At 45.0% G+C, this 16,067-nt stretch carries 16 protein-coding genes; 8 read left to right on the top strand and 8 right to left on the bottom strand.

The window, feature by feature from the left end:
* Nucleotides 1–51: 51 nt before the first annotated feature.
* From AC4CV5_RS16235 to map, 3 genes are all read right to left on the bottom strand, one after another.
* Nucleotides 52–207 (bottom strand): hypothetical protein, encoded by a 156-nt coding sequence (locus AC4CV5_RS16235; RefSeq protein WP_003239883.1) that lies wholly within the window; start codon nt 205–207, stop codon nt 52–54.
* Nucleotides 208–312: 105 nt separating this feature from the next.
* The gene (locus AC4CV5_RS16230) at nt 313–627 is read right to left on the bottom strand and encodes a DUF3243 domain-containing protein (RefSeq protein WP_166853921.1); all 315 of its coding nucleotides are present in this window, start codon (nt 625–627) and stop codon (nt 313–315) included.
* 80 nt (nt 628–707) lie between these two features.
* A complete protein-coding gene (gene map, locus AC4CV5_RS16225) occupies nt 708–1,457 on the bottom strand; it encodes a type I methionyl aminopeptidase (protein ID WP_166853920.1) in 750 nt (249 codons plus the stop codon).
* A 170-nt stretch (nt 1,458–1,627) separates the two neighbouring features.
* Between map and nagE the strand changes: the two genes are divergently transcribed.
* The gene (gene nagE / locus AC4CV5_RS16220; protein ID WP_166853919.1) at nt 1,628–2,986 is read left to right on the top strand and encodes an N-acetylglucosamine-specific PTS transporter subunit IIBC; all 1,359 of its coding nucleotides are present in this window, start codon (nt 1,628–1,630) and stop codon (nt 2,984–2,986) included.
* Nucleotides 2,987–3,018: 32 nt separating this feature from the next.
* Here the strand turns inward: nagE and ltaS are convergent, their stop codons facing one another.
* Nucleotides 3,019–4,968, bottom strand: a complete 1,950-nt coding sequence (ltaS, locus tag AC4CV5_RS16215) for a lipoteichoic acid synthase (RefSeq protein WP_166853918.1) — start codon at nt 4,966–4,968, stop codon at nt 3,019–3,021.
* A gap of 104 nt (nt 4,969–5,072) precedes the next feature.
* On the opposite strand from ltaS, the gene AC4CV5_RS16210 reads away from it, so the two are divergent.
* From AC4CV5_RS16210 to AC4CV5_RS16200, 3 genes are all read left to right on the top strand, one after another.
* A complete protein-coding gene (locus AC4CV5_RS16210; RefSeq protein ID WP_166853917.1) occupies nt 5,073–5,222 on the top strand; it encodes a hypothetical protein in 150 nt (49 codons plus the stop codon).
* A gap of 4 nt (nt 5,223–5,226) precedes the next feature.
* Nucleotides 5,227–5,619: a DnaJ family domain-containing protein gene (locus AC4CV5_RS16205; protein ID WP_166853916.1), complete on the top strand. Its 393-nt coding sequence runs from the start codon at nt 5,227–5,229 to the stop codon at nt 5,617–5,619.
* Nucleotides 5,620–5,746: 127 nt separating this feature from the next.
* Nucleotides 5,747–7,162 carry an alanine/glycine:cation symporter family protein gene (locus tag AC4CV5_RS16200; RefSeq protein ID WP_222143787.1) on the top strand — a complete coding sequence of 472 codons (1,416 nt, stop codon included), beginning with the start codon at nt 5,747–5,749 and terminating at the stop codon, nt 7,160–7,162.
* On the opposite strand, the gene AC4CV5_RS16195 is transcribed toward AC4CV5_RS16200, so the two are convergent.
* From AC4CV5_RS16195 to AC4CV5_RS16180, 4 genes are read right to left on the bottom strand one after another with little or no spacing between them, the layout of a single operon-like run.
* The gene (locus AC4CV5_RS16195; RefSeq protein ID WP_490923264.1) at nt 7,159–8,235 is read right to left on the bottom strand and encodes an endospore germination permease; all 1,077 of its coding nucleotides are present in this window, start codon (nt 8,233–8,235) and stop codon (nt 7,159–7,161) included. The genes AC4CV5_RS16200 and AC4CV5_RS16195 overlap by 4 nt on opposite strands.
* Before the next feature lie 23 nt (nt 8,236–8,258).
* A complete protein-coding gene (locus AC4CV5_RS16190; protein ID WP_166853913.1) occupies nt 8,259–8,459 on the bottom strand; it encodes a hypothetical protein in 201 nt (66 codons plus the stop codon).
* Nucleotides 8,460–8,474: 15 nt separating this feature from the next.
* Nucleotides 8,475–9,629 carry a Ger(x)C family spore germination protein gene (locus tag AC4CV5_RS16185; RefSeq protein WP_166853912.1) on the bottom strand — a complete coding sequence of 385 codons (1,155 nt, stop codon included), beginning with the start codon at nt 9,627–9,629 and terminating at the stop codon, nt 8,475–8,477.
* Nucleotides 9,610–11,151: a spore germination protein gene (locus tag AC4CV5_RS16180; protein ID WP_222143790.1), complete on the bottom strand. Its 1,542-nt coding sequence runs from the start codon at nt 11,149–11,151 to the stop codon at nt 9,610–9,612. The genes AC4CV5_RS16185 and AC4CV5_RS16180 overlap by 20 nt, the downstream gene beginning before the upstream one ends.
* A 194-nt stretch (nt 11,152–11,345) precedes the next feature.
* Between AC4CV5_RS16180 and treP the strand changes: the two genes are divergently transcribed.
* The 4 genes from treP (at nt 11,346) to AC4CV5_RS16160 (ending at nt 16,060) form a co-directional block, all read left to right on the top strand.
* Complete coding sequence (treP, locus tag AC4CV5_RS16175) at nt 11,346–12,758, top strand: PTS system trehalose-specific EIIBC component (RefSeq protein WP_490923261.1); 1,413 nt, start codon at nt 11,346–11,348, stop codon at nt 12,756–12,758.
* Between the two features lie 71 nt (nt 12,759–12,829).
* On the top strand, nt 12,830–14,518 hold the full coding sequence (gene treC, locus AC4CV5_RS16170; protein WP_490923259.1) for an alpha,alpha-phosphotrehalase: 1,689 nt from the start codon (nt 12,830–12,832) through the stop codon (nt 14,516–14,518).
* Nucleotides 14,519–14,538: 20 nt separating this feature from the next.
* Complete coding sequence (treR, locus tag AC4CV5_RS16165) at nt 14,539–15,255, top strand: trehalose operon repressor (RefSeq protein WP_166853908.1); 717 nt, start codon at nt 14,539–14,541, stop codon at nt 15,253–15,255.
* Nucleotides 15,256–15,394: 139 nt separating this feature from the next.
* Nucleotides 15,395–16,060 (top strand): NAD(P)H-dependent oxidoreductase, encoded by a 666-nt coding sequence (locus AC4CV5_RS16160; RefSeq protein WP_222143793.1) that lies wholly within the window; start codon nt 15,395–15,397, stop codon nt 16,058–16,060.
* The last annotated feature ends 7 nt before the right edge of the window (nt 16,061–16,067 follow it).

The following is a 16,067-nucleotide window of genomic DNA, read 5'->3' as shown; positions in this document are numbered from 1 at the left end:
TTATGCGAATGTACTTCTGTATGTATATGCTGAGTAAAAGCTGAATATGATTTAATGGCCGGTTAGTTTCATCATGACAACGCCGAATGTCATAATGCTGAAAACAATGCCGATATATGTGAGCATCCCGTTTTTCTTCTTCACGCCGTAAACGGTCATAATAATGCCTTCAATGAAAAAAATGATGCCGAAAATAATAAACCACATGCAGGTAAAGGCTCCTTTCGCAGACATAATAGTAGTGTAGCATATCTGAAAGAGCCGGGCTGTGACAATATCAAGAAAGCCGGGCAGCACGCCCGGCTCGTGTTTTTATTGCTTATCAACCAATTTGACCAGCAGCTGTGCCAAATGTTTTTTCTCATCTTCGTCCGCAACGCTCCAAAGCTCTTGCAGGAGCATTTCTTCACTGTTGTGAGGCTCTTCATGCTTCGCGAGGTAGTCTCCCAGGATCGCGGCGCTTTTCACAAGCTTGCCGTCATCCAATCCCAGCTTTTTGCCTCGGTTCACTTGTTTGCTTAGGTATTCTTTAAATTCCTCAAAGTCTTTTAAAATTTCTTCTTTTGTTGTGCCATGCATCGCATTCAATTCGTTTTCAATTTGGATTTTTTCTTGATCTTTGTTCATTGCAATACCTCCTCCTGCGAATAGTGATGTTTTACCTGCAATTGGAGGAGGTTAAACCATCCGGCAGCCCGGAATGTGTTTTACAGTTTTGTCAGGATAATCGGTTCATCCTTTGTGATGACGATGGTGTGTTCAACTTGGGCAACCATGCTTTTATCCGGTGTCTTGAACGTCCAGCCGTCTCCAGCTTCAACAATTGTTTCGGCTTTCGTTGAAATAAACGGTTCAAGCGCGATGACTGTCCCGTTTTTGAAAAGCGCGTTATCAAACGGATCATAATAGTTCATGATGTGGTTCGGCGCTTCATGCAGGCTTCTGCCGATTCCGTGGCCGGTCAGGGTTTTAATGACGGTAAAGCCTTGAGAGCGTGCTTCATGATAAACGGCTCTTCCGATTTGGTTTTGGCGCTTGCCTGCTTTTGCCTGCTGCAGTCCTTTTTGAAAAGCGTCTTCCGCGCATTGGCAAAGCTTATGAAGGCGCTCTTCTCCTTCACCAAGCACAAATGAGATGCCTGTGTCGGAATAGAAGCCGCCAAATTCAGCGGAGATGTCAATGTTCACAAGATCTCCCGCTTTTAAAATTTTAGAAGTGCTTGGTATGCCGTGAGCCACTTCATCATTTACGCTGATGCATGTCACGCCCGGAAAGTCGTATTCTTTCTCAGGAGCTGACACGGCGCCATGCTCATCAAGCACCGCTTTTCCGATCAGGTCAAGGTCTTTTGTGCTCATGCCGGGCTCTGCTTTCCGTTTCATTTCTTCACGCGCCAGCGCGACGATTCTTCCGATTTTTTTCATGCCTTCTAATTCTTGATCGTTTGTTACAATCATCTGTCATTCCCGCTTTCTTTTTAAATAATCTAGTTTAAGCTTACCACAACTGTCTTAAAAATAGGAAACACACGGACCTGGGAAAAAAGAAATACTCCGGGAAAATTGGTATAGATCACTAGATATCTTATATGGTATATTTGAAAAAAAAGGGTATGAGGGGGATGGGTATGCTTTCATTTTTACAAAAACTCGGGAAGTCATTTATGCTCCCGATTGCGGTTCTGCCTGCAGTTGGAATTATCCTTGCGCTTGGCAGAGAGGATGTATTTAATATCCCGTTTATCTATCAAGCGGGGACGGCGGTTTTTGATCATCTGCCGCTTATTTTCGCGATCGGAATTGCCATTGGCATTTCAAAGGACAGCAATGGAGCCGCGGGTTTATCAGGGGCGATATCGTATCTGATGCTCGACGCGGCGACAAAGACAATTGATAAAACAAACAACATGGCGGTATTTGGGGGAATCATTGCTGGTTTAATAGCCGGTTATACCTATAACCGCTTCAAGGATACAAAGCTGCCTGAATATCTTGGCTTCTTCAGCGGCAGGCGGCTTGTGCCGATTGTAACAGCTATTATTACGATTATTTTAGCCGGCATATTTGGAGTCGTCTGGCCGCCGATTCAATCGGGCATTAACGAGTTTGGAGAATGGATGCTTGGGCTCGGCGGCATCGGGGCTGGCATATTTGGCCTGTTCAACAGGCTGTTAATTCCGCTTGGCCTTCACCACGTGCTGAACAATATTTTCTGGTTCCAATTCGGAGAATATAACGGAGTGACAGGAGATCTGGCGCGCTTTTTCGCGAAAGATCCGACAGCGGGCACATATATGACCGGCTTCTTCCCAATCATGATGTTCGGTCTTCCGGCGGCGTGTCTGGCTATGGTTGTGACTGCAAAGCCGTCAAAACGGAAAGCAACGGCGGGAATGATGATCGGGTTTGCCTTGACTGCGTTTATCACAGGGATTACGGAGCCGATTGAGTTTGCATTTATGTTTTTATCTCCGTTATTATACGCTGTTCACGCGGTCTTAACCGGGCTGTCTTTATTTATCGTCAACTGGCTCGGCATCCGCTCAGGCTTCTCTTTCTCAGCCGGAGCCATCGATTATGTGCTGAGCTATGGAATTGCAGAAAAACCGCTGCTGCTGCTTCTGGTAGGTATATGCTATGCGGCAGTCTATTTTATCGTGTTTTATATACTGATTAAGGCATTGAACTTAAAAACGCCGGGACGGGAAGATGACGATGTGGATGAAGTGCTTGATGAAAACACCGTTCAGGATGTCAATGAAAACATCATGCTGAAGGGGCTCGGTGGAAAAGAAAACCTTCAAACCATTGATCATTGCGCCACAAGACTGCGGCTGACTGTGAAGGATACCGCTTTAGTGAATGAAGCGCTGCTAAAGAAAGCAGGCGCAAAAGGGGTCGTCAAATCAGGAGGGCAATCGGTTCAAGTGATCATTGGGCCGAATGTCGAATTTGCGGCAGAGGAATTGAGAGCTGCGGTGAAATAAAAAAGCGGAGAGGGCATCCTCTCCGCTTTTTCTTATTGATCTTCATCATCCGTTGACGTTTCGGAAGAATCTTCGTCATGTTTTGTGTAATCATAATCGGAAGGATTCACCTTTGTAAAACCTTTCGGCTCATAGAACCTCAGCAGGTCTCCGTTTATGATTTTATCGGACATTTCAAGTTCCTTCTTGACGAGTGAGTCTTCTGACTTGTCGATTTCGGATTCATCAAGCTCTTTTCCGGTTTTCGTATCGTAATACTTGCCGGATACTTTCGTGTACTTCGGTGAAATAAAGTCTCCGTTACGGAACGGAATCACTTCACGGTGTTCTTTAGATAAAATATCAGAACCGGACATCAGATAGTCTTTCGTATCCACTCCGAGCAAATGCAGAATGGTAGGAGCCACATCGACGTCTCCGGCATATTTATGAACTTTCTCGCCCTTCACGCCGGCAGCGTGGATAAAGAGCGGCACCCGTTGAAGCTGGGCGTTGTCATAATCAGTAATTTCATCTTTGCCAAGAACTTTGGCCATTGCTTTATTGTGGTTTTCAGAGATGCCGTAGTGATCTCCGTACATCACGATAACCGATTTATCATATAACCCGTCTTTTTTCAGATCATTGAAGAATTGTTCAATGGACTGATCAAGGTAATGGGCTGACTGGAAGTAGTTGTCGACGACAGAGTCACCAAAGTCTCCAGCCGGGAAGTCTGTATCACCCTCATCCATTCCGAATGGGAAGTGGTTAGATAGGGTAATGAACTTCGTATAAAACGGCTGCGGCAGGCTTTCTAACAGCGGCATTGATTCTTTAAAGAACGGTTTGTCTTTCATCCCGTAGTTTTTCGTGTTTTCTTCGTTCATGTCATAGTAAGCAGAATCGAAGAACTTATCGATGCCTTCCGCTTTGTACATTTCGTTACGGTTCCAGAACGTCTGCGTGTTTCCGTGGAATGCAGCAGATGTGTAATCCTTAGACTTTAAAATCGCCGGAACGGATTGAAGCGTGTTTTGCGCTTTGTTTACAAAAACTGAACCTTGAGCCAGCGGGTACAGAGAGTTTTCCATCATAAATTCTGCATCAGATGTTTTACCTTGTCCCGTTTGGTGGAAAAAGTTATCAAAGTAGAACGTTTCGTTATCATGTGCCAGTTTATTTAAGAAAGGTGTGACTTCTTTGCCGTCAATTTTATAGTCAATGATAAATGACTGCAGAGATTCAAGTGAAACGTAAATGACGTTTTTTCCTTCTGCCTTGCCAAAATACACGTTATTCGGCACGTCGTAATTGGCTTTCATGTAGTTTTCCACTTCCGTCACGTCGCTGGAATCGGCAAGCGCGCGCTGGCTGTTGGATTTGATATTCTGCACAGCGTCATAAATCGTAAAATTGTACGTTCCCAAGTATTTCACAAGATAGTTTCGGTCGAATGATCTTGTCAGCAATTCAGGTCGGTCTGATTCCGCAACTGCCAAGTTGATTAAGAACACAAGAATCGAAGACGCTAGAACGATTCGGAACGATTTTTTGCTCGACGTTTCGGCAGGCTTGTTCACTTTGATCGCCAAGATAATCAGAATGATCGTATCGATAAAGTAAAAGACGTCAGTCGGTCTCATCAGCGAAAATGCGCTGTCACCGAGTTGGCCGCCGTTTGTTTTAGCCTGCATAATGACCGGAATTGTAATAAAATCATTGAAAAATCTGTAGTACACAATGTTTGCGTACAGTAAAAAAGACATTAAAAAATGAATCACTATAATGGCTGTCTGCTGTAATTTTTTCTTGAACAAGAGTCCAAAGCCAAGAAAGAACAAGCTTGAGCTGAGAGGATTCACAAAAAGCAATATTTTTTGTATCGTGTTGTCTATTCCTAAGTTGAAGTTCAGGACATAACCGACATACGTTTTGATCCATAACAGGACGACCGCGATTAAGAAGAAGGCCAGTCCTCTTTCTTTTATAAATGTTTTCATTGTTACACTCCTTTTTTCCGATCACAGTTCGAGCGAAACGATAGAAAAAACGAACGTATCCAATATAACACGAATCAGCAGATTAGAAAAGTGTAAATCGTCGGGTGGAAAAAGTGGCGAAAAACGCCGTCGAATCAACGTTTCGCTTGCAAATTGCTAAATGTAAAAAAAGGTTTCTTTCTAGAAATAAAGGAATAAAATGGTACTGCGGGAGATGTATGATAAAATATAAGGAAATAAATGAAAAGAGGTGAACTGATGGATTTTTCCCATATTGTGTCTGAAGATAAAATTAAACGTGCCATCAAAGACGGAGAATTTGAAAACCTGCCGGGAATGGGAAAGCCGCTGCCAAAGGATGACGCGGCACACTTGCCGGAATCGCTTCGCATGAGCTACCGTGTGTTAAAAAACGCAGGAATGGCAGAGGATGAGGGCGCGCTCAAAAAAGAGCTCATGACCATCGACCATTTAATCTCAAAATGCTATGACGAAAAAGAACGTGAGCTATTAATCAGAAAAAAAACCGAAAAGCAGATGCTGCTTGATAAGCTTGTCGACAAAAAAGGCATGTTTTCAAAGCCGGCGTCCGCTTTTTATAAGAATAAAGTATATGACCGGCTTGGACGAAACAGACCTTCTTCCAGCTGATTTGTCCTGTCTGAAGGATGGCGATTGACACAAGCCATCCTCTTTATGTTCCAGTGGTCTCAGTCTAAAAGGTTTATGTTTATCCGTCTGTGGGGAAATGACTCATAAACGAAAAAAGGGTGATAGGATGGAACGACTATTGGAATGGATAGAGCGTATATCAGATTGGCTGTGGGGGCCGCCGCTAATCATCTTGCTGACGGGGACGGGATTGTACTTCACCATTTTGCTGAAATGTTTTCAATTTCGTTATCCTTTATACATTTTGAAGCAGACGATCGGCAGCGTAGGAAAAAAGCCGAAGGGAGAGGGCACAGTCACTCCGCTTCAGGCTTTGACGTCAGCCCTCAGCTCCACGATCGGTGCGGCGAATATTGTCGGGGTGCCTGCCGCTATTATGTTTGGCGGACCCGGAGCTGTTTTTTGGATGTGGCTTATTGCCTTATTTGCCATGGCGATTAAGTTTTCTGAAAGTGTGCTTGCTGTTCATTACAGAGAAAAAAATGAGCAGGGGGAATTTGTCGGGGGACCGATGTATTACATAACCAAAGGCCTGCGCATGAAATGGCTCGGCGTATTTTTCTCGGTTGCGCTGATCGTGGAGCTGATTCCGAGCATTATGGTTCAGGGGAATTCGGTTTCAGTCTCTCTTGCCGAAACGTTTTCTTTCAATAAAATATATGCGGGAATAGGCATTGCGTTTTTGATCGGGTTAGTGGTAATAGGGGGAGTAAAGCGGATTGGAAAAGTAACAGAGTTTGTCGTGCCTCTTATGGCAGGGGCATACGTGGGAGCCGGGCTCCTCACTGTTCTGATGAATCTTTCATCAGTGCCGGCGTTTTTCTCTCTTATCTTTTCGAATGCGTTTACCTCTTCTTCAGCAGTTGGCGGATTCGCTGGTGCTGCCCTGGCTGAAACCGTTCGCTGGGGATTTGCCCGCGGACTGTATTCTAATGAAGCCGGAATGGGAACAGCCCCGATTGCACATGCGGCGGCAAAGACTGATCACCCTGTAAGGCAAGGGTTCTGGTCTGTGATCGGCATTGTCATTGATACATTGATCATCTGCACCACCACGGCTTTTATCGTCCTTTCATCCGGTGTCTGGACAGGGAAAAATGCCTCAAATGACCCGGCAGCATTGACAACGGCTGCATTTCAGCACTACTTCGGTTCTGGCGGAGGGTACTTCGTCTCTGTTTCTCTCGTTTTCTTTGTTGTATCGACCATTATGGTTGTCATTTTTTACGGCGTAAAGCAAGCTGAATTTCTGTTCGGGCGGCTGGCAGGGCATGTAATCAAATTCGTTTATTTAGCGGCTATTATCATAGGTGCCGCAGGCGGAGCAAAAGCCATCTGGGGCATTTTGGACTTAGCATTAGTTTTTATTGTTGTTCCGAATGTGATTGCGCTGCTGTTATTGAGCAGAAAGGTAAAAGCGCTGTATACCGAATTTTTTACATCTGAACAGTATTACCTGAAAGATACAGGGAAAACGAAACAGAACCCTGTTTATCAGACAAAAGAAGCCAAAAACTCTTAGTGTTTTGCTTTGGCGCCGAACATTGCTTTGCTTTTGATGATCAAATAGATGAATAAAGGCAGCAAAAGGGAAATCACCACATTTATGATCGGTTTGATTCTGTTAAAGTCGATCAGCTGATTTGTATTTAAGAAGAACCAAAAGCTGCATACGAGAGAAAACAAGCCGGTTGGTGTATACATGGCTTTCAGGTAGACTTTTGAGTGCAAGAAGGAAAGCCCATAGACCACAATATAAAGCGAACCGGATATCTTCACCATAATGACCGGAATCCATAAGGCCGCGATGATCAGGTCTGAACGATCCAGAAAATCCGTAATGCGGATCTGCCTGATCACCATATAGGCCGGATCAAAGAAAGTAGATGTCAGGTTGGGGCCAAAGACAGAAATTGAGGAAAATAACATCACGGCTAGCAATAAAGCTCCCAGCAGTATTGCGATAATGGTGTGTTTCAGCGGAACGCTCCGGCTTGAGAAGAGAAGCGGCAGGATGATCAATTCCCCCATTGTCCCGAACGCATAAAAACCTGATTGAAGGTATTGAATCGGCCCTTCAAAGATCGGTGTTACATTTTGCAGCTCTATTTGTGTGGCCAGCGTAAATGGAAGGAACAAGACCAGGATGCCGAATGGTAATAAAAAAATCTGCGCCATTCTGGTCAACGTTTCCTTGCCCTCTCTGGCAATACAGATCGCCACAAAGATAATAACACCGCCAAGAACGGCCATCGGTGTTCTCGGGAGAAATAGAATGTTAATTAGATTAATAAAGAAACGTATGTCATGAGCGTTAATTAACAGGAAATACAATGTAAACAGCAAAATAATAAACCGGCCGGCGATTGGCGAGGAATCACTCAGCAGTTCATAGATATTTTTTTTCTGATGCTTTTTCATCAGCCTGTGCATTAGCCAGAGTGCCGGAATCACGAGGATAACGCCGAGGATGTAGCTGTGCCAGGCGTTTTGTTTTGCCGATTGGATCATGAGGATCGGAGCATGCTTCAGTCCGACCGCTAACGTATACAGCGCTCCGAAAAATAATCCTTGGTATGCAGAGGTCTTATCCATAAAGCACATCCTTTCTGTCATGTTCAAAACGGAATATATTTAAACAGGTGTCCCAGCCGCGGAAGCAGGGGGTTCACTCTCATATAAATCCACAGAAAAATACTTCCTGCAATCAGCAGGCTGAAAGCCCATTTTGTTACGGTGTTAGCGGAACGAAAATTCTTCCATTCATATGCGTAAATGGCAATGCACACAATCAATGCCTGTACAATATAGCTGATCATGCCGGCGCACCTCCATTAATGGCTGATCGTTTTATACAAAACTCCGCCTTGCTCAATCGTCACAATCGGGTTGACGTGAATCTCCATGTCCTTGTAGACCTCATCCCAATCCTTTCTTAGCAGATTGTTTGTGATGTCCATGCTTCTTATCGTTCGGTCTTGAAAGCCGGCCGGGTCCGCCTTTAGCTTTTGAAGCCGATGTACGGTGCTGATCATCTCTTCCTTTACAGCCCTGTTTAATGCTTTTTGTATGATGTAAAATTGGTCATTTTCTCTCGTTTCATAAGTGGATTGGTTTTCCATAATAATTCCTTTGGCTCTGATCTCGACTGTCATCGACAGCTTTCCGTTTTTTTCAGCCGCATGAAAGGATGCATTCGGCTTTTGAAGCTGAATGGTCGCTTTCCCCATTTGATTCGGCAGGACTAAAATGAATTCTGGCTGACGGGCCTGATTCAGTAAAATCAGGGCAGCTGTCATGTGTTCCTTTTTCAAAATATCCACTAATTTGTCCTTTTTAAAGATCGCAAGCCCGTCAATTTTTAAATTGGATTTCCCTTTCCCTCCAGGCTTTGTTTTAGAGGAGGAGATGACCGGCGCATACGGATCATTGCCTTTTTCTACCAAGTCAGACATGAACCTGCTTAAAAACACGGGGCGGTTCGTCGCCAAAATGGCCAGCTCTCGAATCATTTCCGCCGGAAACTGTTCAAGCTGAACATCGGTGTTTAAAATATCCCGCGCCTCACCCTGGCTGACTAAAAAAAGCGCCGTTAATCTGTTCTGCGGATTTCGCGTTAAAATATCAAATACTGGGGCGACGCCTTCTCTCGCCATATCCTCTCCAATAACAACCGTACGTCTGTGGGACGTATTGATCGTTCGGGATAAGGAGGTTTGCAGCTTGTTGTTCGCTTCCTTGATCGTAGTGCCGGAAGCTGAATCAACATACCATGTTTTTGAACCGGTAGTTCCGCCTCCTCCTCCTGTCTGTCCGCCTAATTGGCCAACCAAGGGAATCTGCATGGCTACTCGATACTGATCCTTTTTCTTATCAATTGCAGAGCTGACGACAAATGCGATGTCATTGATTTCTGTCCGGTCCCAGCACCCCGCTAGAAGCATGCAAACGAGAAGCGGTGCAACAGCCTTATATATTGTTTTCTTCATCTTGAGGGTCCTCTCTTTTCGCTCCCTTCTGTCCATTGCCGCGCGAATACGTGCTCGGTCTTCTGGTCATCGCCCACCAAGGCGCCCGGACAAAAATATCTTTTACTTCATCACGTTTAAATGGAGAAATCCCGGATAAATAAGGAATGCCGAAAGATTGCAGCTTGCACAAATGAAGCACTAAAATAATCGTGCCGAGCATAATGCCGAATATCCCGAAAATGCTTGCCAAAATCATAAACGGGAAACGAAGCATCCTGATGGAAATGGCTAAATTAAACCGCGGAATTGTAAATGACGCGATCCCTGTTAACGATACGATGATCACCATGGGGGCTGACACAATTCCCGCTTCAACGGCGGCCGTTCCGATGACAAGAGCGCCGAGAATACTGACTGTCTGGCCAATCGTTTTGGGCAGCCGAACGCCTGCTTCACGAAGGGCCTCAAAGGAAATTTCCATAATTAATGCTTCTACGATAGCTGGGAAAGGAATCGGTTCACGGGCAGATGCCACGCTGAACATTAAGTTTGTCGGCATTAAATCCTGATGGTATGTAATCACGGCAACATAAATAGCCGGCAAATAAAGAGCAATGAATAAAAACATATAGCGCAGCCAGCGGAGTAAGTTAGATATCAAATAGCGCTCATAGTAATCTTCACTGGCCTGCATCAGCTGCCAAAACGTAATCGGGCCTGTTAAGACGAACGGCGTATTATCTGTGAAAATGGCAAATCGGCCTTCGAGAAGCTGGGCGGCGACGGTATCGGGCCTTTCCGTGTATTGCAGCTGGGGGAAGGGCGAGTACGTGTCGTCTTCGATAAATTCCTCAATATATCCGCTTTCTAGGACGGCATCAATCTTGATCTTTTTGATTCTTTTTTTCACTTTGTCAATGACCTTTGGATCGGCAATCCCGTCAATATAGGCCAAGACAATGTCAGTTTTGGTTTTCGTGCCGATTTTAAAAGAGATCATTTTAAGTTGAAGCGTTTTGATGCGAAAACGCACTAGAGCGGTATTGACCCTGAGGCTTTCAGTGAAGCCCTCCCTAGACCCTCTGATGGTCGATTCTGTTATCGGTTCTTCAATGCTTCTTCTTTGGCCGCCTTTTATTTTTAAGATCAGGCATTTTGAATGCCCCTCGGCAAATAAAACCGCGTTCCCCTCAATGATGGATGCAGCCACTTTGCTTACACTTGTTTCTGACGCTACGCTTGAAATCGATAATGTGTTTTGCAGCGCCTCTTCATGTTCATCTAACTGATCCGTCAGATGACTCAAGAAAGGACGGAGGGCGTGATCTTGAATATGTTCCGATTTTACAATTCCTTCGATATAAACAATAAATCCGCACAGCCCGTTACCAAAGTCAAATTGTCTAAATACGATGTCTGAGCAGTCTTCTGTTAATAAGGTCAGAGTATCGAGGTTTTCCTTTAAATTGGGAGAGATCGGTCTGTCCTGATTGTCTTCAAGCTCTTTGATGAGCTGAAGCGTTTTATCGCGTTTATTCATAGAGGCTCACCCTGCTTTTTCAATATCTTATACAATAAGTGCTTGTGACTTTTAGAGTAACCTTGTCTGTTTTAGATATTCCTGGTCTAGGATGAAAGCGCTATAAAAAAATGTTGACTACATGTATATACAGGAATACAATATAATCATAAGTTGTATATACAAGTTATAAAAACGGATACGGAGGGGTTGGCATGGGGGAACTGAACAAATCGGCGCGGCAGATTGTCGAGGCAGTCGGCGGTGCTGAAAATATTGCAGCGGCAACTCATTGTGTTACACGTTTGCGTTTTGCATTAATAGATGAAAGCAAGGTTGACCAAGAGGTGCTTGATCAAATTGACATTGTAAAGGGGTCGTTCTCGACAAACGGGCAGTTTCAGGTTGTGATTGGCCAAGGAACGGTCAATAAAGTGTACGCTGAGCTGGTCAAGGAAACGGGGATTGGCGAGTCAACAAAGGATGAAGTGAAGAAGGCTTCAGAAAAAAATATGAATCCTTTGCAGCGTGCTGTGAAAACGCTTGCAGATATTTTTATTCCGATATTGCCTGCGATTGTCACGGCGGGTCTCTTGATGGGAATCAATAACATTTTAACGGCGCAAGGCATTTTCTTCAGCACAAAATCGATTGTGCAGGTCTATCCGCAGTGGGCTGATTTCGCAAATATGATTAATCTGATTGCAGGCACGGCCTTTACGTTTCTGCCTGCGTTAATCGGCTGGTCTGCGGTCAAACGGTTCGGCGGAAATCCGCTTCTTGGCATTGTGCTTGGCGTTATGCTCGTGCATCCTGATTTGCTTAATGCGTGGGGATATGGCGCTGCAGAACAAAGCGGGAAAATTCCGGTATGGAATTTGTTCGGCCTTGAGGTGCAGAAAGTCGGCTATCAGGGGCAGGTGCTCCCGATTTTACTTGCTTCCTATATGCTGGCGAAGGTTGAGGTGTTTTTAACAAAACGAACACCTGAGGGTATACAGCTGCTCGTTGTCGCACCGATTACGCTTCTCGTAACAGGTTTTGCCTCTTTTATCATTATCGGTCCGGTTACATTTGCGATCGGAAACGTGCTGACTTCAGGGCTTATCTCGGTGTTCGGCTCTTTTGCCGCACTGGGCGGTTTGTTATATGGCGGTTTCTACTCAGCGCTAGTCATTACCGGCATGCATCACACGTTCCTTGCAGTCGACCTGCAGCTCATCGGGTCAAAGCTCGGCGGCACATTTTTATGGCCGATGCTGGCGCTTTCTAATATCGCACAAGGTTCGGCAGCGCTGGCCATGATGTTTATCGTGAAGGATGAGAAACAAAAAGGCCTTTCCCTCACATCAGGGATTTCTGCTTATCTCGGCATTACAGAACCTGCCATCTTTGGGGTGAATCTGCGATACAGATTCCCGTTTATCATTGCGATGGTCAGCTCCGGGCTGGCCGGAATGTATATTTCTTCTCAAGGTGTGCTGGCAAGCTCCGTCGGTGTCGGCGGGGTGCCGGGGATTTTCTCAATCATGAGCCAGTACTGGGGCGCGTTTGCAATCGGGATGGCCATTGTATTGATCGTGCCGTTTGCCGGAACATACGCGTATGCAAGATTTAAACATAAATAACGAATGGGAGCGGGACGTGTTTCAACGTTCCCTTTTCCCGTTTTTATTCTATAAAACGGTGGTGGAGACAGATGAAAACAGAACAAACACCATGGTGGAAAAAAGCTGTGGTCTATCAAATTTATCCGAAAAGCTTTAACGATACGACGGGAAACGGTGTCGGCGATCTGAACGGCATTATTGAAAAGCTTGATTACTTAAAAACACTTCAGGTGGATGTGCTATGGCTGACACCGATTTATGATTCTCCGCAGCATGATAATGGGTACGATATTCGCGATTATTACTCGATTTATCCTGAATATGGGACGATGGAGGATTTTGAGCGGTTACTGTCCGAAGCCCATAAAAGGGGCCTGAAAGTCGTCATGGATCTTGTCGTCAATCATACATCAACAGAGCACAATTGGTTTCAAGAGGCGATTTCGTCAAAAGACAGCCCGTACCGTGATTTTTATATATGGAAAAACCCGCAAGAAAACGGTTCTGTTCCGACAAACTGGGAATCGAAATTCGGCGGCTCGGCATGGGAGCTTGACGAAGCGTCGGGCCAATATTATTTGCATCTGTTTGATGTGACGCAGGCTGATCTGAATTGGGAAAATGAAGAGGTCAGAAAGCATGTCTATGACATGATGCATTTTTGGTTTGAAAAGGGAATAGACGGCTTCAGGCTGGATGTCATCAACCTGATTTCTAAAGAACAGCGCTTTCCGGATGCGGAAGACGGAGGCGATGGCCGTTCCTTTTATACTGACGGACCGCGGGTGCATGAATTTCTGCATGAAATGAACGAAAAGGTGTTTTCACATTACAACAGTATGACGGTCGGTGAGATGTCTTCAACGACCGTAGACCATTGTATCCGGTATACGAATCCTGACAATAAAGAACTTGATATGACATTCAGCTTCCATCATCTCAAGGTTGACTATCCAAACGGGGAAAAGTGGGCCTTGGCACCTTTTGACTTTTTGAAGCTGAAAGAGATCTTATCCGAGTGGCAGACGGGGATGCACGCTGGAGGGGGATGGAACGCTCTGTTTTGGTGCAATCACGATCAGCCGCGCGTTGTATCTAGGTATGGGGATGACGGCGCGTACAGGGTGAAATCGGCGAAAATGCTCGCTACCGCCATTCATATGATGCAGGGCACGCCTTATATTTATCAGGGCGAGGAGCTGGGAATGACGAATCCGAAGTTTGCAGACATCAGCTCCTATCGGGATGTCGAATCACTGAACATGTATCAAGCCTTTAAGGAAAAAGGAATGCCCGACCAAGAGATCACAGAAATTTTACAGGCGAAATCCCGCGACAACTCTAGAACGCCTGTTCAGTGGGATGATACGGAGAATGGCGGTTTTACAACGGGTACGCCATGGATACCGGTTTCCGGCAACTATAAGGAAATCAATGCCGAAGCGGCGTTGAAGGATCAGAACTCGGTGTTTTACCATTATCAAAAATTGATTCAGATTCGAAAAAGGTATGACATTGTGACAGAGGGGACGTATGAGTTAATCGCAAAGGATGATCCGAACGTTTTTGCGTATCTCAGACACGGCAACAATGAAAAGCTGCTCGTCATCAATAATTTTTACGGGACGGAGGCAGCCTTTACTCTGCCGGACTCTTTAGCGCCTGACGAGTGGAAGGCAGAGGTGATGTTGACGAACGATAATGTAAGGGAAGGGCTGCAGAACATGACGCTTCGTCCGTATGAGTCCATTGTTTATCGTTTAACGAAACCGTGTTAAACTAAGCTGGGTGGTCCATAATGAAGGTGAATAAATTCATCACAATCTATAAAGACATTGCACAGCAAATTGAAGGCGGCCGATGGAAAGCGGAGGGGATTCTTCCGTCTGAACATGAGTTGGCCGCACAGTATGATACATCAAGAGAAACGGTCCGAAAGGCGCTTCACATGCTTGCGCAAAACGGCTATATTCAGAAAATCAGAGGGAAGGGCTCTGTTGTTCTCAACCGTGAAAAAATGCAGTTTCCCGTCTCGGGTCTTGTCAGCTTCAAGGAGCTCGCGCAAACGCTTGGCAAGGAAACGAAAACAACTGTACACAAATTCGGGCTGGAGCCTCCGTCAGAGCTGATCCAAAAACAGCTCCGTGCTAAACCGGATGACGACATCTGGGAAGTCATCAGGTCTAGAAAAATTGACGGAGAACATGTGATTTTGGACAAGGATTACTTTTTCAGAAAGCATGTGCCTCACCTGACGAAAGAAATTTGTGAAAACTCCATATATGAATATATTGAAGGAGAGCTGGGTCTTTCGATCAGTTATGCCCAAAAAGAAATTGTTGCCGAGCCATGTACGGATGAGGACAGGGAGTTGCTCGATTTACGCGGCTATGACCATATGGTCGTGGTGAGAAACTACGTCTTTTTAGAAGATACGAGTCTGTTTCAATATACGGAAAGCAGACACCGTCTCGACAAATTCCGGTTTGTTGATTTTGCGCGGCGGGGAAAATGAGAAGGCGCCTGCCTGCGGCAGGGCGCTTTTTTTGTTTGGTATCAAAATTGATACTATCCAACAAAAATGTGCGTACTTTTACTTTTTATCATAATGGCTACAATAGAGATGAGAGTAACCATAAGGAGAGGTGTAAAATATGGCAGATGTAAAGAAACAAATTCTAGATGCATACCATTTCAGACATGCGACAAAGGAATTTGACCCAAATAAAAAAGTATCAGACAGTGATTTTGAATTTATTTTAGAAACAGGAAGACTGTCTCCGAGCTCACTCGGCCTTGAGCCTTGGAAGTTTGTCGTCGTCCAAAATCCGGAGTTTCGCGAGAAGCTTCGCGAATATACTTGGGGCGCGCAAAATCAGCTTCCGACAGCAAGCCATTTCGTTCTGATTCTTGCACGTACTGCGAAGGATATCAAATACGATGCGGACTACATCAAACGTCATTTAAAAGAAGTAAAACAAATGCCTCAGGACGTGTATGAAGGCTATCTCAGCAAAACGGAAGAGTTCCAGAAAAACGATTTGCATTTGCTTGAAAGTGACAGAACATTGTTTGACTGGGCATCAAAACAAACCTATATTGCGCTTGGCAACATGATGACTGCCGCTGCGCAAATCGGCGTTGATTCCTGCCCTATCGAAGGCTTCCAGTATGATCACATTCATCGCATTCTTGAAGAAGAAGGCCTTCTGGAAAACGGAAGCTTCGACATTTCTGTGATGGTGGCATTCGGCTACCGTGTACGAGACCCTCGTCCGAAAACAAGATCTGCTGTTGAAGATGTTGTGAAGTGGGTCTAAAAAAGAA

The organism is Bacillus sp. NS1, assembly GCF_058248265.1.
The sequence above is the reverse complement of the archived record's forward strand: the minus strand, read 5'-3'. Positions and strand labels throughout refer to the sequence as shown.